This is a genomic window from Sulfurimonas sp. (assembly GCF_034005705.1).
GTDB lineage: Bacteria > Campylobacterota > Campylobacteria > Campylobacterales > Sulfurimonadaceae > Sulfurimonas.
The window spans coordinates 1-23,678 of record NZ_JAVEUF010000019.1; the positions used below are offsets into that span (position 1 = coordinate 1).

Below are 23,678 nucleotides of genomic sequence, written 5' to 3' on the forward strand. Positions count from 1 at the left end.
TGGTTCTAAATGTTCTTAATCCTAACAGCTACTTTGGAAAACTTGCACGCACAAAGTATGAGTATAAAACCTCGGCTTGGATATTTGCTCTGCTCTTTAGTTTCTCAATGATCGGAACTACGCCTCTTAGTGCATCTTCTATTGATGTAGAGAGCATTCAGAAGATAGATAAGTCTCACGCTGAGCACTTCGGTACGCTTCTTGTGCAGAGTGCCGATGGAAGGATAAAACCGCTTGATACATTGACGATGGAATATCTTACCAAGATAAGCGGAAAAAACACTCTTTTTGGACTCAATCATAACCAGATAATCCTTGGTATGGCAACAAATCCTGAAGCGTGGAAGAGGGTGGATATGATCAAGGTCACTCATCCTCAGTTAAAGAAGCTTCTCGGTCTGCAAGAGTCGCAAAAGGCGTTTGCTTATGAGTTGGCGTTTGACAAGTATGGACAGTATATTATCGGTGCTCATGCAGAAGAGGCACTTAGAAAACGTCCTGCTGAGAGAGGCACTTATGAGAAAGAGCTTATCAAGCTTGATGAGAAGGTAAACGTAGCCTATATGGTCTATTCAGGCCGTTTTATGAGAGTCTTCCCTCTAGCCGGAGATCAGAGCAAGAAGTGGTACTATCCGCAAGAGGCGATAGAGACTTTTCCGTCTGCAGCTGTACAAGAGGTCTTAGATCTGCTAAAAAATAACTCTGCAGGGCTTTCAAAGGGTCTACAAGGCGGAGATTGGAGTGATGCTGACAAGGCTATAGATAATATTAAGAGGTATCAGGAGAGGATAAACCCTGAACTTATAGCTGAAGATATGCACGTGAAAGCGGAACTTCTGTATAACAAGCTGAAACTTTTTGAGCGCCTCTACCCTGTTTACCTTCTTTCGGGCTTGGTGCTGCTTGTGCTTATCTTTGTTCGTTTGGCAAAACCAAACTTGAATCTTACAACTACTATGCGAACTATTCTTATTATATTTGCGGTAGCTTTTGTGGTTCATACGTTCGCACTTGGACTAAGATGGTACATTGCAGGACATGCTCCGTGGAGTAACGGATATGAAGCGATGCTCTACATCTCTTGGAGTATTATCTTGGCGGGAATTCTCTTTGCAAGATCTTCTGAGCTCGCTGTGGCTACAACCGGTATTTTTGCCGGCATTACGCTTTTTGTGGCGCATTTAAGCTGGCTTGACCCGCAGATAACGACAATGGTACCGGTTTTAAAGTCAAACTGGCTGACGGTTCACGTTTCCGTTATTACCGCTAGCTACGGCTTTTTAGGTCTTAGTACTCTGCTTGGATTTATATCGCTCATATTTTATATAATGCTTGGCAATGAGAAGAAGCGTGAGCAGATCAGTGTGAACATAATGGAATCGGCGCGTATAAGCCAGATGTCTATGATAGTTGGACTCTCTCTTTTGACGATAGGAAACTTCATAGGCGGTGTCTGGGCGAACGAGTCATGGGGCAGATACTGGGGATGGGACCCGAAAGAGACATGGACGATAGTTACCATGGCTGTTTACGTCTTTGTGACGCATATGCGTTTTGTGCCTATGCTGAAGTCAAACTTCATATATAATGTAGCATCGGTTATCGCTTATTCGTCGGTCATTATGACCTATTTCGGCGTTAACTACTACCTATCGGGTATGCACTCATACGCAGCAGGTGATCCGGTTCCGATCCCTGAGTGGATATATTATGTAATTGCAGTTATTGCTATTGTAGTTGTTGCGGCATCATTTAACCGCGACAAGTTGGTTAAAGTAAAGCCCATTAAAGAGACTGAGAAAAAATAACTATGACAAACAGGCATGTACTTGAAACAATTTAGACAACTCTCTATAGAAGATTCAAGTAAAGCCTCCTTTTCTATGGTTGATTGGGCTCTCTCACTTTTTCTACTTCTCTCGGGAGCCTCTGCTCTTATATATCAGGTACTTTGGGTTCGTCTTTTAACCCTTAGTATCGGCTCTACATCTGTATCAATCAGTATAATTTTATCTGTATTTTTTCTCGGTCTTGGAGTGGGCAGTTATTTTGCTGCTTCACTAATAAAAAAATTTAAAAATCCGCTAAAGCTATATATTGCAGCTGAAGCGGGAATTGCATTAAGCGCAATATTAATACTGCCTCTTCTCTTGAATCTTGATTATTTTATCTCGCTACTTCCTATTGTTGAAGCAGGAGTTTGGATAAAGTTTTTTGTTGTAACTATAATACTGTTTATACCTACATTTTTAATAGGAACTACATTTCCGCTTATAGTGGCTGTAGCTGTTCACAATAAAAAAGAGGTAGGTCAAAAACTTGCTCATTTTTATGCATTTAATAGCCTTGGAGCAGTTGCAGGGGCAATATCTTCAGGTTTTTACCTTATCCCAAATTTTGCTTTAGACGGCACTTTATATGTAGCTGTAATGCTTAATATCTCTATTGCTGTAGCCGGAGTTGCTCTATTGGGGCATTTTAATAGTTCTTTTAAAGTGCAGCAAAGAAGATTGTTTAGTAATACTGCAAAAACAAACAAAAGTGCGTTATTTGTTCTATTTATAACAGGCTTTACTGCATTGGCTACTGAAGTAGGCTGGATGAAATTTCTTATAGTATATACCGGAAATACTATTTATGGATTTTCCATGATTTTGGCTATGTTTATTGCAGGTATAACCATAGGCTCATTTATTGCAAAATTAAAAATTATTTCAAAAATAGAGACCGAGAAGCTTCTTTTTTTTGGATTGATCTTACTTGCTTTAGCACTTCTTAGTGCCAGAGCCGGATTGGGAGCTTTTCCCGAGATTTATGAGAGGCTAAACACTTTAGAAGTTGGTGCGTTTGCTTACAGATGGAGCAAATATTTTGTTATGTTTTTGATTTTATTGCCGGCAAGCGCAATGTTTGGTCTGCTTTTCCCCTTGGCACTTAAATACTACTCCCCAAATATTGATACACTTCATGCTAATGTCGGTAAAGCATACTCTGTAAATATTATTGCCGGAATTATGGGCTCAATAGTTGCAGGTTTTTGGGTTATCCCATATTTTTCAACCGATCTTTTACTGAGCGCCGCTGCATTTATTGTTCTGGTTTCATCCTTTATTTTTGTAAAAAGCAACACTATTATATATTTTGTAGGATTTTTCTCTGTCGCCTTTGCTATGAACTTTTTTTTACCTCATTTGGATTATAAAAAAATGGTTGAGATAGTAATCAGTCGTGATTCAAAAGCTCATATGCAAATGAGTAACATGCACTATGTAAAAGAGAGTCAAAGCGGTATTATAAGTCTGTATAGTTATGATATAGACACCTGTATTGTAAGAATTTTAAGAAATGGCATAGCAGAATCTTGGGTTGATGTTTGTAATGATTACAATATGCCTTTTAGTGAGTTTTTACTTGGAAAAATTCCTATGATGTTAAATCCGAGTGCGAAAAAAGCACTTATTGTAGGTTTTGGTGGGGGAACAACGACCAGAGCCTTAAGTATGAGCGAAATAGAGAGTATAGATGTTGTGGAGATAGATCCGGCTGTTTTGGATGCTGTGCGAACTATATATGATGGTAAGTTGCCGACCCAAAATGATAAAAGAGTGAACGTTAAAATAAATGACGCACGCAATACGATTTTGATGTCAAAAGAGTCTTATGATATTATAGTCTCACAGCCATCTCATCCATGGCTTATGGGTTCATCTAATATAGTAAGTAGAGAATTTTTTGAAATAGTAAAATCAAAGCTTTCACATAATGGAGTAAGCGGACAATGGGTACCTCTTTCTAAAATTGACACAGCCACTCTAAAGAGCATTATAACAACATATACGGATACATTTACGCATGTGGTTAGTTTTGTTAATATCAGCGCAAGTGATTTTTTATTATTTGGCTCTAACGCTCCGATGGTTATTGAGTATGAGGCAGTGCTAAAAGAGATTAATAATAAAGATGCAAAAAAAGTTTTTGAAAGTCACAATATAAAAGAGCCGGAAGATTTAATGGGTTATTTCGCTCTATCGAAAGAGCAGTTGGTTGAGATCTCCGCAAATTCTGAGCCTGCAACAGATTTGAACCTGCTTTCAGAAACATTTAAATCAAGGTATGAAACTATTGAGGGTAATAGTTTTGATACTATTGGATTTTTAAGAAGTTACTTGAATAAGCAAGTTGTTAAATAAATTTAAAGGAGTATTGATATGAAAAAATGGTTTATTGCGCTGGCAGCGGCAGTTTTTATAAGCGGATGTTCTACGTTGGAGATACAGGTAGACTACGACAATGAGCATGACTTCTCTGCTCTCTCGACATTTGCGGTCGTATATACGAACCAAAATGACGGAAGAGATTTCAGCAGAGACAGGATCAGCAGACTTTTAAGTGCTTATATGAAGAACAAAGGGTATGAGAACGTAGATAAAAGCGCTGCAGACTTCTATGTAATAATGCATCTTGATGTCCAAAAGAAGTCTCAGGTAGAGACGAACTATGAGACCATAGGAATTAGACCCGTTCCGTATATGTATCTTGGAGCTATCAGACCAATAGGCACATACCCAGGAACTTATGTCTCCGGTGCAATGGTTATGGAGCCTGATGTGAGGGTTACTACAACGACGAACGAGTATGAAGAGGGCAGACTTATTTTGGAAGTCTTTAACGTTAAAGAGAACAGAGTAGTTTGGCAGGGAATTGCAAGAGACGAGCTCTCAAAAGAGTACACTCAGCAAGAGAAGAGTGATTATATAAACAGAGTCATATCTGAACTTTTTAAAGATTTTCCGATTAAGAAGTAAGTTTCGAGTGATGTTGGGCATCACTTGATGCCCGCATATTTTTATAGAGATGTAAATTTAGTCTCTTCGATAAGAACCGAGAAGTTGTAACCGTAACCAAGATCTACATTGGTTTTAATTATTCCATCCGCTGTTACTGTGTCGCCTACCTGAACTGTAGAGTTAGAAGCAGTAGCGATAATATCGTCAGTTCCTGCAGCTCCTGAGCCATCTTGCAGGTGTATCCAATCTTTGCCCATAATATTTCTGGATACTTTTACCACTTTTGCGTTAACTTTTATGCTTTTATCTTTGAGCGTATCTTTTTTTGCATACAGCTCCTCTATGGTGTATCCATCTGCATTTTTAGCAACAGATACTGCCACAGGAGTATTTTGTGCTACATGTGCAGATGCTGCTTCTTCTTTGGAGTGGTCACAATTTGCGTGGGCATCTTCAAGAGCAAGCGTTTGTGCAGGTGCGCCTGCCGTTGATCCGTCAGCCGGCACGATAGCGCTTACAAATACAAGCTGGTCAAAATGTTTGTTAAGAGATTTGCTTGTAAAGTCGCTCATAACCATCTGCTCTAAAAATGAGATCTTCATTCCTGTGCCTATATTTGTCTGAGGCCCTGCTATCCAGTAGATATTGCCATCTTCATCAACTTTAGCGTAAGTGTATCCGCCTCCGTTTATAGTCTCAAGCACATTGGCTACATGTTTTGTGTTTAGCTGAACATCACCCTCTGCAGGTGTTTTTGCTTCTGGTTGTTGTGCAGTTGCACCGTAGATAGTTGTGCTCTGTGGAGCAGCTACGCTTTTGCTCTGCTGAGTGGCAGTAGCGCTTTGTTCCTGCTCTTTTGGTTTGTCACTGCACCCGTACATTAACAGTGCGGCTACACTAATTGCTATTGATATTTTGTTCATTTTGTTCCTTTAATATTTTTTTATGCTCTTGATATCTTTTTTTTGCTGCTTCAAATGTCTCATTCGGATCTTTGCTTGTTCTGAAGTACTCCTCCATAAAGTTGTTGTAATCTATCTCCTCTTGGGTTATTTTTCTTGCTCTCTCTTCGGCATTTTTCTGCTCCTGCGTCTTGACCGGAGGAAGCGCTTCAATGAGAATAGCCACTGCGTTCATCTGATCTTCGCTAAGTTTTGTAGCTTGACCCTTCATCATCGCACCCTGACCGTATGTATCTCTTGTACCGGTTTTATACTCTTTTAAATCTTTTACGACTTCAACGGCGCTCATGCCCGCAATCGGTCTGCTGACACCAAGTGATTTCTTCTCGCCTTTTTGACCGTGACATATTGCACATCTTGCGAATATCTCTTCGGTTGTCATATCTTTTGTAAGTTTAGGTTTTGTAGCGACCTCAACTACTGGAGGAAGAGATGCGACATGCTCTGAGAGCTCTTTTATATCTGCATCGGAGAGTCTCTTGGCCTGTCCCTGCATCATGCTTCCAAGTCCGTAAGTGTCTCTCTTTCCTGCTCTATACTCTTGCAGTATAGTAGTTACATCTTTTGCGTTCATGCCGGCAATGCTTTTGGTAAGGTTTTGAGAGTGTCTCTCTCCGTTCTTGCCATGGCAGGCAGCACATCTATCAAAGAGCTGAGTTGCAGAAGCAACACAGGCAATAGAGATAAGAATTAGTACTGTTTTTTTCATCTTTTACTCCTGAGGCAGTGTCGCTGCATGGGGTTCTGCTTCCCACTGCTCACGGTCCAATATCTCTTTGGCCTCATAGTGACCGTTAAGATATGCCTCTTTTAAAAGAGATTCTGCTTCTGCTTTATCCATTTCTACGCCGTCTCCCTCAAGGTACATCTTGCCCAGAACATACTGCGCATCTCCGCAGCTCTGCATAGCAGATTTGCTTAAGTACTCTTTTGCTTTTTCAATATCCTTTTTAACGCCTACGCCGTGCTTATACATAAGACCGACTTTGCTTTGTGCGAGAGGGTAGCCCGCATCTGCAACCTGCTTGTAAAGAGGAAACGCTTTTGCATAGTTTCTCTGTGTGCCTTCCCCTTTATAGTACATATCTGCCAGATGAAGTGCAGATTTCTGGTCGCCGCTATTTGCAGCTTTAGTAAAGAGGTTGATAGCCTCCTCGTCGTCCTGAGGCACTCCATCGCCCTTATGGTACATAACTGCAAGGTTATACATCGCTTTTGTATGACCTTGGTCAGCAGCTTTGCGGTACATATTTGCCGCCATTGCATGATCTTTTTTTGTCACAATTCCTTGATAGTACATTCCGCCCAGCGCAAATTGACTGTTAGGTTCACCTTTATCCGCTTTTACTTTTACAGACATAAAAGCTTTTTTATCCATCTCGAATTTTTCCGCAGCCATTGCAAAATTCAGAGCAAGAGAACAGCTTAAAATAAGAGTAAAGAGTGCTTTTTTCATTTTTATCCCTTTGTATAATTGCTTCACAATTTGGTCTTATTATATCAGCTGTAATCAAATTTATTTCTTAAATGTGTCTTGAGAATAGTATTGTCGTGCATAATAATTAATTATTATTAAAAGAGTCGTTTTTATATAAAAATCTTATATTAATTATCAGTTTTCTAAAGAAAAACATCACAAAAACATCACATTTAAACAAAATCTAATCTTTTGCAAATTATTTAGTTTAAATTAATAATAAAAGTTTAATAATTGCAGTAAGGATAGAAAAAATGGAAGAAGAAAAAGTGATAAACAAAAATATGAAAGATAACCAAAAGAGAAAATACTCTTTTGGCGTGTGGGCTGTTGTCGGTATAGTAGTCGGGGGTGTCCTGCTTGGAATGGGTACCTCTTTTTTTACGGTTATTGCCGTCAAACACACCTCTGATGTGAATTTCTGCGGCTCGTGTCACTCCATGAAACCGATGGCGGCGGCTTATAGAAACAGTGTTCACGGCGGCTATGGAGATAGTGGAATTATGGCGACCTGTGCAGACTGCCATCTGCCTCATGAATCAACGGCTGGTTATCTGGTACAGAAGGTAAGAACGGGTCTTTGGGATGTCTGGGTGGAGACTACGCACGATACCTCAAAGATAGATTGGCACGAGAAGCGTGAGGAGAGACGCAACTGGGTCTATGACTCTGCTTGTCTTCACTGTCATGAAAACCTGCTTCTTGGAACAAGGCCGAATAAAAAAGCATTTACGGCTCATAAAGCATACTTTGCAAAAAAACTTGTAGTAAGCGGAGACGACGGAAAGAAAGAGAGTGCTAAGTGTGTGGACTGCCATAAACATGTAGGACATTATCAGCTGGAAAAACATCTTCCTCCAAGACCGAGCGAGGTTGAGGGTGAAGAAGAGAATGCAGAGCATTAGGGATTGATGATGGAAAAAAAATATATTAAAATATCCATAATCGCAGGTGTCGTCGCTCTTTTTGCTATACTGTTCGTAGTTTTAGGAGTGCCTGAAAAACTGGGACGCTTGGGTACGGTATCAAAAAATATTGCTATCTCTCTAGCCAATGCTCCTCATGGAGATCCTCGTTCGCTTGACCTTATGGATAAGGAGTATATAGAGGCAAATACCGGCTCTACAAGCAAGGTAGATGAAAAAGAGCTTCCAAAGGCTTTAAGACCGTTTAAAAAGTATGGTCATCCGCCCTTTAATATGGGAGCCTGTGCGGTATGTCATGCACCAAAGCGCTCTAAACCTGCGGCTATAATAACTCATAGCGTCTCCGAACTCTGCTATAAGTGCCACGAGCCTGAGGCAAAGATAGATGAGAGGCTTGAAGCACTTGATTGTAACAAGTGCCACAATCCGCACCATGCAGACAGAGAGAAGATACTTCGCGACAAAGTGACCGAGCAGGAGTGTCCGGTCGGCGAATTTATAGAGTAACAAGGTAGGAAATTGAAAAAAAATATCTCGAAGTTATTGGGTGCATTTGTTCTGCTTGCTATTTTTGCATATCTGTTTCAGACATACAGTGTCGGTGAGAAGCTTGGTCGTCTTGTAACGGTAATGGGTAATATAGCCGAAGCGATGAAAAATGCGAAGCATGCCTACGAAGATGTAGATATAGTTATCAGCGACGATGAACTTCAAGAGATAAATATTTCAAAGATCTCAAAAGAGATAAAAAGCTCTATTGACAAGAAAAAAGAGCTTGCCGCTTCTAAAACGCCTATGGCACCTGCTCAGATAAAAGCAGATGAGATAAGGGATGAAGAGAAGCCTCAGCACAACAAAGCTCACCCAAGAGAGGCGAAAATAGTTAAGCTTGAGGATCTTCCCGATAAGTTCAAGCCTCTCAAACAGTATCTGCATCAGCCCTTTAAGATGGGCGCTTGTCAGATCTGCCACGATACAAGCAGCAAAAAACCCGGAGCTCTTGTTAAAAAAGAGATCGCAGATGTATGTTATGAGTGTCATAAAACGCGATATACAAAAGAGTTTGACCATCTGCCCGTAAAAGAGGGAAGATGTACAGACTGTCATGATCCGCATCAGTCAAACATCAGGATGCTGTTAAAAGCGGAGTCTACGAACGATCTGTGTATGAAGTGTCACGACAAGAAGAGCACGTTTGGGGCAAAAGCAAAAAAACTCTTTGTCGATATGAACTTGGAGACAAAACATAAACCTATAGTTGAGAAAAGCTGTCTGGAGTGTCATGATGCGCATACGGCGGATCATAAATCGCTTCTTTATATGGATGCCAAGATGGACCTGTGTCTTGACTGTCATGATGAGATAGGTGAAAAAACCAAGCACTCAAACTTTAAACACGGCGGCGTGAACACAAGCAAAAAAAGATGTCTGGAGTGTCATAATCCGCATGCGACAAAAGAGAAGAAGCTCTTAAACAAAGAGCCTGTCGCCGCATGTCTGAACTGCCACGACAAAGAGGTCAAGTCAGAAGAGGACGGCGGAATGCTGATGAATATGAAAAAACATCTGGATGAGAACCCGAACTGGCATAAACCGATAAAAGATGTTAAAAAAGAGGGCGGATGTTCAGCCTGCCATGATCCTCACGGCTCAAACAACTTCAGTATTTTAAGAAAGTCTTTTACCAAAAACTTTTATGCCGATCTGGAGAATAAAGATTTCTTCTGTTTCGAGTGTCACAGCGAGAAAAAGATAACCAAGCAGTTCATAGCATCGGATGAGCACAATATTACGGCATTTAGGGATGGAGAGGTCAATCTGCATCATCTGCACGTAAATGACCGAAAAGGGCGTTCATGCAGAGCTTGCCATGATGAGCATGCTTCTAAATACTCGCATCTTATTCGCGACTATACGGACTTTAACGGGATCAAGTTCCCGCTCAGATTTATTGAGACCGCGGAGGGGGGTTCCTGTGCACCTGCTTGTCATAAAGAGTTCGCTTATGATCGTGTAAATCCAAAAGGTATCGGAAAGTGAGACCTTTTGATCTCTTTGCAAAAACCGCTCTAGCTCTCTTTGTTTTTTTGAGCAGCGTTTTTGCAGAGGAGTCAATGGTAGAGATAATCACTCCAAAAGAGAACACCCTTCAAACCGAACTGACACTAAATGTCGTTTTGGGTATTGATAAGAAACACTTTGAGAGAGTTGAAGTAGGCGTATTCCCCGACATGAAGAGTCTAGATTTAAGTAGGTCTGAGAGTACGGCATGTGCAAATATCTCTCTTGGTCTTGGCGAAAACAGGGTTTTGGTGCGTGCATACAAGAAGGGAGTTTTAGTAAGTGAAGAGAGCAGAAATGTTTATGTCTCTTCTGAGCTTTATCATCAGTTCAGATATCCGCCAAAAGATTATAAAAAAAGCTATTTTCACACTGATGAGAATGAGAATCTCTGTGCAAAATGCCACGATATGAGCGTAAACGAGGTTGAAAATATTGCATTTGTGGATGTTACTAAGTCAAACTGCTACGGCTGCCACAAAAATATAAACAAAGAGAAGTATGCCCATGCTCCTTCGGCAAACTGGCTATGCACAAGCTGTCATCAAGAGAGCAAAAAGGGTGTCTCAAAGTATTTGACGAAAGAGCCGACGGATGCTTCATGTTTTGAGTGTCATAAAGAGAATGAGGAGCTTTGGAGGAGTGCAAAGTATCGTCATGAGCCTCTGGATGCGGGACACTGTAACAAGTGTCACAATCCGCACTCAGGTCCCTACAGTATGTTTATCCGTAAAGATGTAAATCAGATATGTCTTGGATGCCATAAAGATAAGCATATTAAAGCCAGAGAGAGTAAAAACTCCGCATGTTCAGGTACGAACTACGGAGATTTATGTATAGAGTGCCATACGCCCCACGCCTCAAACCGCCCCTTCTTTCTTAAAAAAGCTCTTGAGGAGATAAAGAGATGAGAATATTCGGGCTCTTTTTTTGGCTGCTGCTGTTTTTGAGCGAGGCAGGGGCGTTTAATATAGTCAACCCCTACGATAGAGAGGTCAAAGAGGAGGATCTTGCTTCGGTCGTCGTTGAAGCCGATTTTGCTTCTGTAGATTCTTTTGTCATATCAAATGATGTAAATGAGACATTTACTCTTGAGGTTAATCCAAAACGTTCACACTACTGCAAAAGCATAAATCTCCATCTTGGAGAGAACAGTCTCAAGGTGGTAGGATATAAAGAGGGCAAGGTTGTAAAAGAGGAGAAAAAAGAGCTTTTTTTAACATCAAAAGTCGACAAAGATTACAGATACCCTCCGCAGGGCTATAACAGAAGCTATTTTCACAATGATGAGAACGAAAAGATCTGTTCAAAATGTCACGATATGAGCGTAAATGAGGTTGAGGGCGTAGCATTTGAAGATATTACAAGATCCAACTGCTACGAGTGCCATAAAAAGATAAATAGAGACGAGCACTCTCATGCGCCTTCAGTGAACTGGCTCTGTACGTCCTGCCACAACGGCGAGGTAGGAGCTCTTAACCAAGCGGACAAAGATAGGACAAAATATAGTGTTCCCGACCCGATAGAGGAGCTTTGTCTCTCATGCCACAAGAAGCATAAAGAGGAGTGGAGCAAAAAGAGATTTCATCATGAACCGGCAGAGTCTGGAAGATGTAACAGATGCCACAACTCGCACTCTTCCCCAAGCAAATTTTACTTGAGAAAACCGGCTTGGGAACTCTGCACCGGATGTCACAAAGATAAGATAGAGGGTATGCACGTTGTCAAAACATTCGGAAGAAAGGCCCATCCGACACATAATGTAAAGGATCCATCCAGAGAGGGAGAAGATCTCAGCTGTGTAAGTTGTCACAATCCGCATGTCTCAAATGCCCCCTCACTTTTGCAGAGCCAGAGCGCAATGGGTCTCTGCTCAAGGTGCCATAAAAAGTAAAAGAGTATCTCTTTAAAGAGTTAAAGGGCTATTTTTAGATATAATCGCCCAATTTTATAGCAAGAGATACGTTTATGGATATTAGAGAAGAGTTTTTAAGATTTTTTGAATCAAAAAATCATGACAGAGTAGCAAGTTCGCCGCTTGTTCCAGATGATGCCTCGCTGCTTTTTAACAATGCAGGTATGGTTCCGTTCAAGTCTATATTTACGGGCGAAGTGCCGGTTCCGCAGAATCCGCGTGCAGTTTCCTGTCAAACATGTATCCGTGCCGGCGGAAAGCACAATGACCTGGAGAATGTCGGCTACACCGCAAGACACCACACATTTTTTGAGATGCTTGGAAACTTCAGTTTTGGAGACTATTTCAAAGAAGAGGCGATCGATTACGCATGGGAGTTTGTAACGGAGGTTCTTAAATTTCCAAAAGAGAGGCTATGGGTTACCGTGCATGAGAGCGACGATGAGGCTGAAGAGCTCTGGATGCGTCATGTAAGCAAAGATAGGATCATGCGTCTTGGCGATAAAGACAACTTCTGGCAGATGGGTGATACCGGACCATGCGGACCTTGCAGCGAGATATTCTTTGATCAGGGAGAAGAGAACTTCAACGGCCCTGAGGATTATATGGGCGGCGAAGGTGACAGATTTTTAGAGATATGGAACCTTGTCTTTATGCAGTATGAGAGAAGCAGTGATGGCACTCTGAGTGCTCTTCCAAAACCATCGATAGATACGGGTATGGGTCTGGAGAGAGTCACGGCTATCAGCGAGGGAGCAACAAGCAACTACTCGTCGTCTCTTTTTATGCCGATCATCAAAAAGATAGAAGAGCTCATAGCAAAAGAGTACGTATATGCAAGCGGTGCATCATACAGAGTTATAGCCGACCACATAAGAACTGCACTCTTCCTTCTTGCTCAGGGTGTGAACTTCTCAAATGAGGGGCGTGGTTACGTGCTCAGACGTATTCTCAGACGCGGTGTTAGACACGGTTACCTGCTCGGATTTAGTGAGCCGTTTATGTACAAACTTGTAGATACGGTTGTCTCGATAATGGGCAAAGAGTATGACTACTTGGCTCAAAAAGCTGAGGTCGTAAAAGAGCAGATAGAGCTTGAAGAGGCTAGATTTTTCAAAACTATCGCATCTGGAATAGAGCTTTTTAACGAAGAGCTTAAAAACACAAAAGAGATTTTCAGCGGCGAGGTTGCATTTAAGCTTTACGACACTTTCGGTTTCCCGCTTGACCTGACCGAAGATATGCTAAGAGAGAAAGGTCTCAAACTAGATACGGCTACGTTCGATGTGCTTATGCAAGAGCAGAGAAGCCGTGCAAAAGCTGCTTGGAAGGGAAGCGGAGATGAAGCGGTTCACGGAGATTTCAAAGAGCTTTTAGAGAAGTTCGGCGAGAACACATTTGTAGGCTATGAGAGCACAAAGCAAAAGAGCAGAGTATTGGCACTTTTGGATGATGAGTATCATCACGCTGATGTTCTATCGGCAGGCTCATGCGGCTGGGTTCTTCTGGACAACACACCGTTTTACGCGGAGTCGGGCGGACAGTGCGGAGACATAGGAGAGCTTACAGGTTATGCGAAAGTAGAGGATACAAAGAAGTTCTTTGGTCTTAACCTCTCTCAAATAAGCTTAGAAAAAGAGTTAAAGGTCGGAGATGAGGTTGAAGCGGTTGTGGATATCTCAAGAGGCGAGATAACAAAGCACCACTCTGCTACACATCTTCTGCATGCAGTTCTTTTTGATGTTTTGGGAGATCATATCTCTCAGGCGGGCTCACTTGTTGAGGCGCAGAGACTTCGCTTTGACTTCTCTCATCCAAAAGCGCTTACTCATGAAGAGCTTGTGGAGATAGAGACAAGAGTAAATGAGCAGATCATGCGCGGCATCGGCGGCAAAACCGAGGTTATGAGTATCGAAGATGCCAAAAAATCCGGTGCAAAAGCTCAGTTTGGCGAGAAGTACGGCGATGAGGTAAGAGTTGTGAGCTTTGGCGATGCAAGTATAGAGTTCTGCGGCGGTGTTCACGTTGAGAATACGGCAGCTATCGGCTCGTTCATCATCACAAAAGAGAGCGGTGTGAGTGCGGGTGTCAGACGTATAGAAGCTGTGTGCGGACATGCGGCTTACAACCACTTTGCGCAGCAGAGAGTTCTTATAAAAGAGATTCAGGCAGAGGTCAAGAACCTTGATGTTATGGCGGGGATCTCAAGACTCAAATCTACTATATCGGAGCTAAAGGCGGAGCTTCACGAGGCGCAAAACAGCATACGCGTTGAGATAAAAGCAGATGATGTAAACGGTGTTGCGGTCGTAGTTGATGAGCTTTTAAGCGGTGACATCAAAGAGAAGATAGACGAACTCAAAAACCAAAACGAAAAATTATGCGCAATGCTCTTTCAAATAAAGGGCGACAAGGTTCTTATAGCTGCAGGTGTCAAGGGCGCGGATGCAAAAGCGGGCGAGTGGATCAAAAATATCGCTCCTATTCTTGGTGGAGGCGGCGGAGGCCGTCCCGATTTTGCACAGGCAGGCGGAAAAGATATAACCAAGATAGCAGAGGCTAAAGAGAAGGCGAAAGCTTATATAACAGAGGTTTTGGGATAATGCAGGATATTTTTTTAGAGTATAAGACAGTTATAGTTTTTCTACACGTTATAAGTGCCGTCGTTTGGGTCGGCGGTATGATAGCTATGCGTTATGCGGCGCACTACTCATTTTTGGAGATAGAGTCTCCTCAAAAGAGACTAGAGAGAATCGCGCATGCGCTTAAGAGACTCTTTTATATTGTCCTTCCTTTTGTCGTAACTCTTCTGGTAACGGCGATCTTTATGATAAAGGGCTACTCTCTTTCTCAGAGTGACTACTCAGCGCTTTCACATGCCAAAGAGGGTATCTGGAGCATTATGTTCATTAATCTTATAGTGATGATACTTAGAAGAAACAGAGGCGAGAAAATGTTAAATGAGGGCAATATGGTCGGTGCTAAAAGCCAGATAGAGCTTATCGGAAAATTTATGGTTCCTCTTAATATTATCCTTGGTATTACGGCCATATTTTTAGGGACATATATATCAAGCAGCATCTAATGCTAAGACTCGCTTCCGCTTCACAGACCCGCGCAAAACTTCTAAATGACGCGGGTATAGGCTTTATTCAAGAGAGTGTGGATTTTGATGAGGAGAGCATTGTTGCGACCTCGCCAAAAAACTTTGTATATCAGGCGACACTGGGAAAATTTGAAGCGAACCTAAGAGCTTTCGGGTACGAAGAGTATCCTCTGTTGGTGGCAGATACGGTTGTTGCATCATGCGGCCAGATACTCAGAAAAGCAAAGTGCGTCGATGATGCGCGAAATATACTCCTTACGCAGAGCGGGAGTGTCACAAGCATAATTACATGCATGATATATCAGTCATGCAAGATGAAGATCATAGATATCTCTACGACCGAGTATCTGTTTAGTGAATTTGACCTTGATGATGTCGAGAGATATCTGCAAAGCGGCGAGTGGCGCGGCAAGGCAGGAGGATGCATGGTAGAGGGTTTTTGCAAGCCTTACATAAAAAGTGTCAGAGGCTATGAGAGCACCGCAATGGGATTAAATACGGATTTATTAAAAAGTTTTCTATTAAAGAAATAAAAAAGTTGTTAAAATATGTCAAAAAAAAGGGATTACTATTTTAAGATCTAGCAGATTTACGATAGTCAGTATAATTGTTGTAGCGACACTGCTTCTAAGCGGCTGGTTCTATATAGACTTCATTGAGGAGTCAAAGCGTATACTAAATATCTCCAAGAACGATTTTAACTTTTTTATATATAAGTGGTTCACTATCGCGATCATTGTCTCAATGATAGTAGCAGTGACGCTAAGCAGCTACATCTATAGCAAAAATAACAAACAGAGGATATACTACAAAAACATCATCGACTCATCTTCAAACATAGTGGTCGTAGTAGACAAAAATAGCATAATAGATGTGAATGAGACATTTTTTAAATATTTCAACAAATACAAGACGCTAGAAGAGTTTAAAATGGAGCATAAATCCATATCTGATTTTTTTGTCAAAGATGATGGCTATATACAAAAAGAGAATAATGGTAAAAACTGGCTTGAGTCTCTTATTGAAAATCCAAAAAATAATCAGGTAAGGATAGTTTATAACTCAAAAGAGTACTACTTTAGCGTGGGAGTCTCTCTTATTTCTCCAAAAGATGGGCACTACAGCGCTATATTTTCGGATATTACAAAAGAGAAGCTTTACCAAAAAGAGCTTGAACACACAAATATAACAGACCCTCTTACAAAGATAAAGAACAGATACTACTACAATGTACAGATAAAAAAAGAGAGCGCAAACGCGAACCGCTACTTCTACCCGCTCTCGCTCGTAATCTTTGATATCGACTATTTTAAAAAGATAAATGACGGCTGCGGGCACGACGTGGGAGACAATGTTTTAATAGAGTATACAAAACTTATCTCTTCTCATCTAAGAGAGGGAGATATATTCTGTAGGATCGGAGGAGAGGAGTTTGCTCTTATACTTCCATACGTGAACAAAGCAGACGCCTATAAAATAGCCGATAAGATCAGAGCAAAAGTTGAAGAACACAAGAAGATATTTGCGATCACTATGAGTTTTGGAGTGACGGAGTATATAAAGGGCGAAGATCTTGAGTTGACGTTTAAGCGGGCGGATAAAGCACTCTATGAGGCTAAAAACGGCGGCAGAAACAGAGTTGTGGTGAGATAATGTACTATGAGAGTGAGCTGCGCGCACTAAAAAAAGCTAAAAGATACAGACAAAGAGAGCTCTACGATAACTCTCTTTTGGATTTTGCTTCAAACGATTATCTCGGTCTTGCACATAAAAAAGAGCTTCATGACGAGAGTTGCAAAACACTCTCAAATATGCCTCTGCACAGCTCAAAAGCCTCACTTTTGGTAAACGGCTATCACGGGATACACAAAGATTTTGAGCAGGCTTTGTGCGAGGCGAACGGCTTTGAGGACGGAGTAGTTCTTGGGAGCGGGTTTAACGCAAATATAGCTCTTATAGAGTCTTTGGTCAGGCGCGGCGACACACTCTTTATGGATGAGAAGTATCATGCATCGGGCGTACTTGCATCAAATATAAAGAGCGTGGATGTAAAGTTCTTTTCTCACAACGATATGTCTGAGCTTGAAGAGCTTTTAAAGTCATCTGATGCAAAACGCAAGATAGTTGCAGTCGAGGGAATCTACTCGATGGACGGAGATCTGGTCGATAGAGAGGTCTTTGAGATATGTGACAGACATGACGCTATATTGATAGTGGATGAGGCTCACAGCAGCGGCGTTATAGGCGAGAAGCTTATGGGGGTGTTTGATCATTACAAGATCGAGATAAAACCCAACTACATAAAGATGGGAACGCTTGGAAAAGCGTATGGGAGCTTTGGTGCTTTTATTCTTGCATCTTCGCATATAATCGAGTATCTTATCAATCGTGCCAAGCCGATCATCTACGCAACGTCGCTATCCCTGTATGATACGCTTTTAGCACATAATGCGCTTAGATATATTTTGCAAAACCAAGAGTCTCTAAAGAGCGAGATTAAAAAGCGTCAAAGCATAGTCTATGAAGAGCTTGGTATTAAAGTCGAGGGACTCATCGTACCGATTGCCATCAATGACAACAAAAGAGTTATGGAGATAAAAGAGAGCCTAAAGAACAGAGGGTTCGCAGTAGGTGCCATCAGACAGCCTACGGTTGAGAGCGCAATTGTAAGATTGATAGCAAGACTCGGCGAGAGTTGCGATTCGTTAAGAGAGTTGTGTATAAATTTAGCTAAAATAAGGGCATAATGAATATATCAAGACTCCGTATAAGAACGCAGCAAAAAGAGCTGGTTGACATCTCCTTTAACATCTTATCCTCTTTGGCGCTTGTAGGGCAGAGCGGAAGCGGCAAGAGCTTGACGATAAAAGCTCTTTTGAATATGCTTCCAAGCAGTATGGAGATGGAGCTTGAACATGAGAGCGATTTTGATCTTGTAGCGGGAGAGACCCTGGCTTTTGTTCCTCAAAATCCATTTACCGCGCTATCTCCTCTTACAAAGATAAAGAGACAGTTCTTTGTCCCGCAAGAGAGGGTTAAAAAGCTTTTTGCAGAGGTCGGGCTTGATGGGCAGCTGTTAGAGAGGTTTCCTCCCGAACTCTCCGGCGGACAGCTTCAGCGTGTAGTAATTGCAATGGCTCTGAGTCATGAGCCTCGGCTTATTCTGCTTGATGAGCCTACGACTGCGCTTGATCCGCAGAGCAGGGTCTTGATACTTGATCTTTTGAGGTCTCTTCAGGGTGAGTTCGGCTTTAAGATACTTTTTGTGACACACGATATGAATTCTGCTAAAATTTTATGCGAAGATATATGCGTTATAAAAAACGGAAAAGTTATAGAGAGCGGGAAGATGGATGCTATCTTGCACAACCCGCAGAGTGAATATACAAAGGTTTTAATCGATGCAAATTTTGCTTCTAGGAGTTTTAGAGTATGAAAACTGTTAAAAATATATTTTTTACGCTTTTTCTGCTTGGATTTTTAACTCCGTTTTTGGTTCTGGGCTATTTTTTGGTTGAAGAGGATTACGATATATCTTCCCTAAAAGAGTACAAGCCATCTTTAACGACACGCTTTTATGATAGAAACGGTGAGAAAATAGCCAATATTTTTGAAGGTGAACATAGATACTATGCCGAGTTTAACGAGATCCCTCCGCGAATTATAGAGGCACTTCTAGCCATAGAGGATACGACATTCTTTGAGCATCCGGGCATAAATGTAGATGCCATATTTAGAGCGATCATCAAAGATATAAAAGCGGGAAAACTGGTCGAGGGTGCGAGTACGATTACCCAGCAGCTAGTCAAGAACAGGCTTTTAACCAGAGAGAAGAAGATATCCAGAAAGGTAAAAGAGCTTATCTACGCCTTAAAAGTGGAGATGGCACTAAGCAAAGAGGAGATTTTAGAGAGGTATCTAAACGAGATATACTTCGGGCACGGCTACTACGGGATAAAAACGGCGGCGGACGGCTATTTTCACAAAAAACTCAGCGATTTAACTCTAAAAGAGATGGCGATATTGGTGGGTCTGCCAAAGGCTCCAAGTACATATGCTCCGACAAAGAACTATGAGATCTCGATGGGCAGGGCAAACCGTGTGGTCGCAAGGATGTATGCGCTTGGCTGGATAGATGAAGATACCTACAACGATGCGCTGCTTGAATCGCCGCAGGTGTTTGACGATACGCTAACGCAAAACAGCGCGCCTTTCATAGTCGATGAGGTGTTAAGAAGAGCCGCGGAGTTCGGTATTGAGGATATAAAAAGCGGCGGCTATGAGATATATACGACAATAGATATGAGACTTCAAGAGGCGGCAAGAGACTCGCTGAAAAAAGCTTACGATATGTCAGTTAAAAGAATAGAGGGATATATACAAAACGATAAGAGGAGATTTGAGGCAAACCCAGACCTTGAGGTTCAGCTTGATATAAACACATCAATCTTAAACGGCGCTCTTGTCTCGCTTGATTCAAAAACAGGAGATATTTTAGCGCTTGTTGGTAGTGTAGATTATTGGACAAGCTCATACAACAGAGCGACCCAAGGACGCCGTCAGCCGGGCTCTGCATTTAAGCCTTTCATCTATCAGGTGGCTATCGATCTGGGATACTCCGGGGCAACGGAGCTGATAGATATTGCCAGAACATATACCTATGAAAAAGATGGTGAAGAGCTCAAATGGCAGCCTAAGAACTACGAAAAGAACTATAAAGGGCTTTTGACACTCAGAGAGGCACTTGTGCACTCAAGAAACCTGGCTACGATAAACCTTGTGAACGATATAGGTCTTAGCGCACTTCTTAAGGAGTTCAAGAAGTTTGGCATAGCAAATCTGCCGCCTGATCTCTCTATAGCACTGGGGAGTATCACGCTCTCGCCTCTAGAGCTTGCAAAATACTATACATCTTTTGCAAACGGGGGCATGCAGGTGGAGCCGCACCTTATCCGCTACATAGACAAAGGTTCGACAACAGTTTACGAAAAGTCGGAGCGTACACGCTTTATCACCGAAGAGACGCAGGCTTATATCATGACCACTATTCTTCAAGACGTTATCAAAAAAGGAACGGGAAGAAGGGCGAATGTAAGAGGAATAGAGCTTGCAGGAAAAACAGGGACGACAAACAACAATGTTGACGGCTGGTTTGCAGGCTACTCTCCTACCATAGAGACCATAGTCTGGTTTGGAAACGATGACAATACGCCGATGCACAGAAGAGAGACGGGCGGAAAGATAGCAGGACCGGCTTTTGCGATGTTCTATGAAGAGGTGCTGAAACTATATCCGCAGATACAGAGAAAATTTGAGATGCCCGATGGAGTGATGAAGGTAAATATAAACGGCAAAGAGGAGTTTTTCAGCGATATATCAAAGCCTCCGCGGGTAGAGGCGGAGGTCAACTCAGAGGAGATGCTTCTTTTTTAGAAGTAGTACCCAAGACGAAGCGTAAACGAGTTATCACTTGCACTATCGCTTAGGCCGTATGAGTAGCTAAAGGTCGTAAACCAGTTTTTGTCAATTGAGTAAAAAGCGTACAAGGATAGAGTCTCTATATCCGTAGTATCTTTGTAGATGCTCTCACTGGTTGTGTAATAACCGCTGACGTATAGATTGCTGCGAGCGTAAAATCCTGCACCCATGCTGTACGAGTGGGTGTCTTGGTAGGAAACAACCCCCAAGATATCATCATCATTCACCATCGTGTAGCTGTATCCGCCAAAGAGATTTATCTTACCCAGCATATAACTAAAACTAGCACTTGCCATCACATCCATATTGTTGTTATCAAGCTCTGTATCGTAAGTAGGAAGAATGATCCCGCCGCCTACTCTTAGAGTGAGTTCCTCTGATGGGGATAGTCTGTAGAATGCACCAATAAACGAATCGTTTAGACCGCTGTCATCATCCGAGAGATAGTATGAGCTGCTTGCTTGAAGGGAGAAGTCATTATAGTAGTAATCAATTTGAATGGATTGCGAGAGTGTGTCTGAATTTTTAGTTATCGTGTAATCAGCCTCAGAGAAGCTGATACCGTAGATTATGCTGAGGTGCTCTTTGTTCCAGGCTTTTTTTACGGTGCACCCCTTTATATCCACTAGCTCATTAAATGGAGTATTGGGGCATTTGTCAACAGCGTCGTCCACCCCGTCCATATCATAATCGCTGTATGCCAAAAGACTAAGCGAAACCGCGGTTATTAAAATAAGCGCTTTTTTAAACATCTATATCCTTTTGCAGCGCTACTCAGCGCTGCGTTTAGTAATTTTTATTTTTTCATAAATCTGTTTGGCGTAGTGAGCGCATCGGGAGAGAGACTTGGATTTTGCTGTAAAAATTGCGAACCCACCTGATTTTGATTCATTCTCTGGTTCTCTTGTCTCTCCATCGTCTCATCCATCTGGTTTACGCGGACTCTCTCTCTGACTCTCTCTCTTGCTTGTATCTGTTGGTTTTCAACTTCCATGCCGGAGCGGAACTGTTCGATCGCCTCTGCTCTCTCCTCTTGGCTTAGAGTTGAGAGCGTTGTTTTGAACTCGTTCATAAGTCTTACCCTCTCTTGAGGGGTCGCACTCTTAAGAGCCTCTATCTGTGAGTCAACGTCAACTTCTGCCAAAAGAGATGTAATGGTTAGTGATAGCAGCAAAGCCGCACTTAACATCTGTTTTTTCATTTCTCAATCCTTCTGTTTTGATAGTGTTAGTATTACATACTAGTGTTAGTTCTCTATAAGCAAGAGCTTAGTGAACTATTAGTTTTGATATGTTCAGCGCAAAGTCGCTCCCCACTCCAAGCTCACTTTTTACCTCTATTTTGATGTCCAGCTCGTCGGAGAGTTTTTTGACTATATGAAGCCCTATGCCAAGGCCTCTCTCCTGCTCTTTATAAAATCTCTCGAAAATGCGTTTCGCATCCTTTATTCCTCTGCCCGTGTCGGTTATATGCAGAGTCTCGATTTTGTCGCTGTAGCTCACCATAACAAGACCATCGCGCCTGTTGTACTTTGCCGCGTTTGATAAAATATTTCCGACTATGCGCAAGAGTGCATCTCTGTTTGTAAAGAGCTCTATTTTAGGCATCTCCACCTTAAACTCCATATCTGGGTAGTTCTTCTCAAGCATATAGATATTTTCTTCAATAATGTTCCTTATATCAAACTTCTCTTTTTCCTGATGATGGTTTTGCAGATAGGAGCGCAGATGCTCTTGCAGGCTAAGGATGTTCTCTACGCTCTTCTCTATCCTATCGAGCTTTTCGCTCTCTCCAAGCTCTTTTTTGAGCATCGCACTGTTAAGTCTCAGAGATGAGAGCGGAGTGTTAAAGTCGTGAAGTATATCTTTTATGAACTCCTGTGTAAGAAGCAACGCGCTTCTGAGAGGGTAGAGCGCATAGACGGAGAAGAGTATGGAGAGGATAAGAACTACTCCAAGGATCGGTAAAAAGCTGTAAAGAGCCTCTTTTTGGAGCTCTTTTAGCGCAATGTCGTAATCTTGCGAACTAAAGGCAAGCTTCATTATATATTTTTGCGAGTTGGGAATCGGGTAGTAGCTCTTCAGCCCGCTCTCATCCTTGTAGAGCGCATAGAGTTTTTGCTCCTTGGGTTCTATGAACTCTATCTCAAATTTTTCACACTTAAGGTCAAAACTGCAGAGTCTCATCTCCGAGAAGAGCTGTTCGTCAAGTGTTTGGATCTCTTTTGTGTAGTTTATGTAAAAGAGCGTTGCGATCAGGATACCAAGAGAGCTAAAAAATAGCAAAAAGCTCTTTAAAAATGATTCTCTCTCCGCTCTACTCAACTATGTACCCTACCGAGCGGAGGTTTTTAATATTGAGTCCCGTTGTCTGTTTTAGTTTTGTAAGTGCTACTCTAAGGGCAGATGAGGATGGTTTCTCCAGACAATCAAGCAGCATCTCCTGTGTGACGACCTGAGAGATATTTCTTATAAAGAGGCTAAAGAGCCTCTCTTGAACCTCTCCAAGCGCTATTGTGCGGCCATTTTTTTTAAGAGTCTTCGTTTTTGGATCATACTCCAGGTCTTTGTACTTGATGGTAGTACCTCTCTGTGCAAATTTGGCGTTTACCCTGATTAGAAGCTCTTCGGGAAAGAACGGTTTTTTGATGTAGTCCTGCGCTCCCACGGCAAAAGCTTTTGAAATGGAGCCAAGATCGACAAGGGCGCTTATAAATATGGTCGGAGTCTTATCATCAGCTTCTCTGAGCGATCTAAGAAGTTCAACTCCGTTGATGTCGGGAACGTTTATGTCAAATATATAGAGATCGAACACCCAGTCATAAGATGCATCTGCCGCTTCATCACCGTCCCTTGCAAGCGTGATTGAGTAACCTTCACCCTCTAGCAGTTCTACGAGTGTTTGAGCCAAGATGGAGTCATCTTCTAAAAGCAGGATTCTTTTTTTCATGCCCAATTATATTACAA

The 23,678-nt window shown here is 42.0% G+C and carries 22 protein-coding genes; 15 read left to right on the forward strand and 7 right to left on the reverse strand.

What is annotated here, in order from left to right; genetic code table 11:
• From ccsA to RBR61_RS08795, 3 genes are all read left to right on the forward strand, one after another.
• On the forward strand, positions 1 to 1,808 hold a 1,808-nt coding region (ccsA, locus tag RBR61_RS08785), incomplete at its 5' end, for a cytochrome c biogenesis protein CcsA (RefSeq protein WP_320343656.1).
• A gap of 75 nt (positions 1,809 to 1,883) precedes the next feature.
• The gene (locus tag RBR61_RS08790) at positions 1,884 to 4,190 is read left to right on the forward strand and encodes a fused MFS/spermidine synthase (protein WP_320343699.1); all 2,307 of its coding nucleotides are present in this window, start codon (positions 1,884 to 1,886) and stop codon (positions 4,188 to 4,190) included.
• Between the two features lie 18 nt (positions 4,191 to 4,208).
• Complete coding sequence (locus RBR61_RS08795; protein ID WP_320343658.1) at positions 4,209 to 4,805, forward strand: DUF4136 domain-containing protein; 597 nt, start codon at positions 4,209 to 4,211, stop codon at positions 4,803 to 4,805.
• Positions 4,806 to 4,846: 41 nt separating this feature from the next.
• On the opposite strand, the gene RBR61_RS08800 is transcribed toward RBR61_RS08795, so the two are convergent.
• From RBR61_RS08800 to RBR61_RS08810, 3 genes are read right to left on the reverse strand one after another with little or no spacing between them, the layout of a single operon-like run.
• Positions 4,847 to 5,710 carry a hypothetical protein gene (locus RBR61_RS08800; RefSeq protein WP_320343659.1) on the reverse strand — a complete coding sequence of 288 codons (864 nt, stop codon included), beginning with the start codon at positions 5,708 to 5,710 and terminating at the stop codon, positions 4,847 to 4,849.
• A complete protein-coding gene (locus tag RBR61_RS08805; protein WP_320343661.1) occupies positions 5,685 to 6,458 on the reverse strand; it encodes a c-type cytochrome in 774 nt (257 codons plus the stop codon). The genes RBR61_RS08800 and RBR61_RS08805 overlap by 26 nt, the downstream gene beginning before the upstream one ends.
• Before the next feature lie 3 nt (positions 6,459 to 6,461).
• Positions 6,462 to 7,205 carry a tetratricopeptide repeat protein gene (locus RBR61_RS08810; RefSeq protein WP_320343662.1) on the reverse strand — a complete coding sequence of 248 codons (744 nt, stop codon included), beginning with the start codon at positions 7,203 to 7,205 and terminating at the stop codon, positions 6,462 to 6,464.
• A gap of 275 nt (positions 7,206 to 7,480) precedes the next feature.
• Between RBR61_RS08810 and RBR61_RS08815 the strand changes: the two genes are divergently transcribed.
• The 12 genes from RBR61_RS08815 (at position 7,481) to RBR61_RS08870 (ending at position 20,667) form a co-directional block, all read left to right on the forward strand.
• Positions 7,481 to 8,131: a NapC/NirT family cytochrome c gene (locus tag RBR61_RS08815; protein WP_320343664.1), complete on the forward strand. Its 651-nt coding sequence runs from the start codon at positions 7,481 to 7,483 to the stop codon at positions 8,129 to 8,131.
• 9 nt (positions 8,132 to 8,140) lie between these two features.
• On the forward strand, positions 8,141 to 8,659 hold the full coding sequence (locus RBR61_RS08820) for a cytochrome c3 family protein (protein WP_320343666.1): 519 nt from the start codon (positions 8,141 to 8,143) through the stop codon (positions 8,657 to 8,659).
• Positions 8,660 to 8,671: 12 nt separating this feature from the next.
• Positions 8,672 to 10,192 carry a cytochrome c3 family protein gene (locus RBR61_RS08825; RefSeq protein ID WP_320343668.1) on the forward strand — a complete coding sequence of 507 codons (1,521 nt, stop codon included), beginning with the start codon at positions 8,672 to 8,674 and terminating at the stop codon, positions 10,190 to 10,192.
• Positions 10,189 to 11,124, forward strand: a complete 936-nt coding sequence (locus tag RBR61_RS08830) for a cytochrome c3 family protein (RefSeq protein WP_320343670.1) — start codon at positions 10,189 to 10,191, stop codon at positions 11,122 to 11,124. Before RBR61_RS08825 ends, RBR61_RS08830 begins: the two co-directional genes overlap by 4 nt.
• Complete coding sequence (locus RBR61_RS08835) at positions 11,121 to 12,107, forward strand: cytochrome c3 family protein (protein ID WP_320343672.1); 987 nt, start codon at positions 11,121 to 11,123, stop codon at positions 12,105 to 12,107. Before RBR61_RS08830 ends, RBR61_RS08835 begins: the two co-directional genes overlap by 4 nt.
• A gap of 74 nt (positions 12,108 to 12,181) precedes the next feature.
• Positions 12,182 to 14,731 carry an alanine--tRNA ligase gene (gene alaS, locus RBR61_RS08840; RefSeq protein ID WP_320343673.1) on the forward strand — a complete coding sequence of 850 codons (2,550 nt, stop codon included), beginning with the start codon at positions 12,182 to 12,184 and terminating at the stop codon, positions 14,729 to 14,731.
• Positions 14,731 to 15,213 (forward strand): hypothetical protein, encoded by a 483-nt coding sequence (locus RBR61_RS08845; RefSeq protein WP_320343674.1) that lies wholly within the window; start codon positions 14,731 to 14,733, stop codon positions 15,211 to 15,213. The genes alaS and RBR61_RS08845 overlap by 1 nt, the downstream gene beginning before the upstream one ends.
• On the forward strand, positions 15,213 to 15,767 hold the full coding sequence (gene maf / locus RBR61_RS08850) for a septum formation inhibitor Maf (RefSeq protein WP_320343675.1): 555 nt from the start codon (positions 15,213 to 15,215) through the stop codon (positions 15,765 to 15,767). Before RBR61_RS08845 ends, maf begins: the two co-directional genes overlap by 1 nt.
• 211 nt (positions 15,768 to 15,978) lie before the next feature.
• On the forward strand, positions 15,979 to 16,887 hold the full coding sequence (locus RBR61_RS08855) for a sensor domain-containing diguanylate cyclase (protein ID WP_320343677.1): 909 nt from the start codon (positions 15,979 to 15,981) through the stop codon (positions 16,885 to 16,887).
• A complete protein-coding gene (locus tag RBR61_RS08860; RefSeq protein ID WP_320343678.1) occupies positions 16,887 to 17,981 on the forward strand; it encodes an aminotransferase class I/II-fold pyridoxal phosphate-dependent enzyme in 1,095 nt (364 codons plus the stop codon). Before RBR61_RS08855 ends, RBR61_RS08860 begins: the two co-directional genes overlap by 1 nt.
• Positions 17,981 to 18,670 carry an ATP-binding cassette domain-containing protein gene (locus RBR61_RS08865; protein ID WP_320343679.1) on the forward strand — a complete coding sequence of 230 codons (690 nt, stop codon included), beginning with the start codon at positions 17,981 to 17,983 and terminating at the stop codon, positions 18,668 to 18,670. The genes RBR61_RS08860 and RBR61_RS08865 overlap by 1 nt, the downstream gene beginning before the upstream one ends.
• Positions 18,667 to 20,667 (forward strand): PBP1A family penicillin-binding protein, encoded by a 2,001-nt coding sequence (locus RBR61_RS08870; protein ID WP_320343680.1) that lies wholly within the window; start codon positions 18,667 to 18,669, stop codon positions 20,665 to 20,667. The genes RBR61_RS08865 and RBR61_RS08870 overlap by 4 nt, the downstream gene beginning before the upstream one ends.
• Here RBR61_RS08870 and RBR61_RS08875 read toward each other — a convergent pair.
• From RBR61_RS08875 to RBR61_RS08890, 4 genes are all read right to left on the reverse strand, one after another.
• On the reverse strand, positions 20,664 to 21,464 hold the full coding sequence (locus RBR61_RS08875) for a DUF3187 domain-containing protein (RefSeq protein ID WP_320343682.1): 801 nt from the start codon (positions 21,462 to 21,464) through the stop codon (positions 20,664 to 20,666). The genes RBR61_RS08870 and RBR61_RS08875 overlap by 4 nt on opposite strands.
• A 44-nt stretch (positions 21,465 to 21,508) precedes the next feature.
• Positions 21,509 to 21,913, reverse strand: coding sequence for a hypothetical protein (locus tag RBR61_RS08880; protein ID WP_320343684.1), 405 nt, complete (start codon positions 21,911 to 21,913; stop codon positions 21,509 to 21,511).
• A 67-nt stretch (positions 21,914 to 21,980) separates the two neighbouring features.
• The gene (locus RBR61_RS08885; RefSeq protein WP_320343685.1) at positions 21,981 to 23,036 is read right to left on the reverse strand and encodes a HAMP domain-containing sensor histidine kinase; all 1,056 of its coding nucleotides are present in this window, start codon (positions 23,034 to 23,036) and stop codon (positions 21,981 to 21,983) included.
• Positions 23,029 to 23,661, reverse strand: coding sequence for a response regulator transcription factor (locus tag RBR61_RS08890; protein WP_320343686.1), 633 nt, complete (start codon positions 23,659 to 23,661; stop codon positions 23,029 to 23,031). The genes RBR61_RS08885 and RBR61_RS08890 overlap by 8 nt, the downstream gene beginning before the upstream one ends.
• Positions 23,662 to 23,678: the final 17 nt, after the last annotated feature.

Excerpts from the sequence above, each read along its gene's own strand:
- RBR61_RS08795 (WP_320343658.1), top strand. The coding sequence starts at position 4,209 with ATGAAAAAATGGTTTATTGCGCTGGCAGCGGCAGTTTTTATAAGCGGA.
- RBR61_RS08875 (WP_320343682.1), bottom strand. The coding sequence starts at position 21,464 with ATGTTTAAAAAAGCGCTTATTTTAATAACCGCGGTTTCGCTTAGTCTT.
- RBR61_RS08790 (WP_320343699.1), top strand. The coding sequence starts at position 1,884 with ATGGTTGATTGGGCTCTCTCACTTTTTCTACTTCTCTCGGGAGCCTCT.
- RBR61_RS08860 (WP_320343678.1), top strand. The coding sequence starts at position 16,887 with ATGTACTATGAGAGTGAGCTGCGCGCACTAAAAAAAGCTAAAAGATAC.
- maf (WP_320343675.1), top strand. The coding sequence starts at position 15,213 with ATGCTAAGACTCGCTTCCGCTTCACAGACCCGCGCAAAACTTCTAAAT.
- RBR61_RS08855 (WP_320343677.1), top strand. The coding sequence starts at position 15,979 with ATGATAGTAGCAGTGACGCTAAGCAGCTACATCTATAGCAAAAATAAC.
- RBR61_RS08870 (WP_320343680.1), top strand. The coding sequence starts at position 18,667 with ATGAAAACTGTTAAAAATATATTTTTTACGCTTTTTCTGCTTGGATTT.
- RBR61_RS08845 (WP_320343674.1), top strand. The coding sequence starts at position 14,731 with ATGCAGGATATTTTTTTAGAGTATAAGACAGTTATAGTTTTTCTACAC.
- RBR61_RS08835 (WP_320343672.1), top strand. The coding sequence starts at position 11,121 with ATGAGAATATTCGGGCTCTTTTTTTGGCTGCTGCTGTTTTTGAGCGAG.
- RBR61_RS08890 (WP_320343686.1), bottom strand. The coding sequence starts at position 23,661 with ATGAAAAAAAGAATCCTGCTTTTAGAAGATGACTCCATCTTGGCTCAA.
- RBR61_RS08805 (WP_320343661.1), bottom strand. The coding sequence starts at position 6,458 with ATGAAAAAAACAGTACTAATTCTTATCTCTATTGCCTGTGTTGCTTCT.
- RBR61_RS08810 (WP_320343662.1), bottom strand. The coding sequence starts at position 7,205 with ATGAAAAAAGCACTCTTTACTCTTATTTTAAGCTGTTCTCTTGCTCTG.
- RBR61_RS08820 (WP_320343666.1), top strand. The coding sequence starts at position 8,141 with ATGGAAAAAAAATATATTAAAATATCCATAATCGCAGGTGTCGTCGCT.
- RBR61_RS08815 (WP_320343664.1), top strand. The coding sequence starts at position 7,481 with ATGGAAGAAGAAAAAGTGATAAACAAAAATATGAAAGATAACCAAAAG.
- RBR61_RS08865 (WP_320343679.1), top strand. The coding sequence starts at position 17,981 with ATGAATATATCAAGACTCCGTATAAGAACGCAGCAAAAAGAGCTGGTT.
- alaS (WP_320343673.1), top strand. The coding sequence starts at position 12,182 with ATGGATATTAGAGAAGAGTTTTTAAGATTTTTTGAATCAAAAAATCAT.
- RBR61_RS08800 (WP_320343659.1), bottom strand. The coding sequence starts at position 5,710 with ATGAACAAAATATCAATAGCAATTAGTGTAGCCGCACTGTTAATGTAC.
- RBR61_RS08880 (WP_320343684.1), bottom strand. The coding sequence starts at position 21,913 with ATGAAAAAACAGATGTTAAGTGCGGCTTTGCTGCTATCACTAACCATT.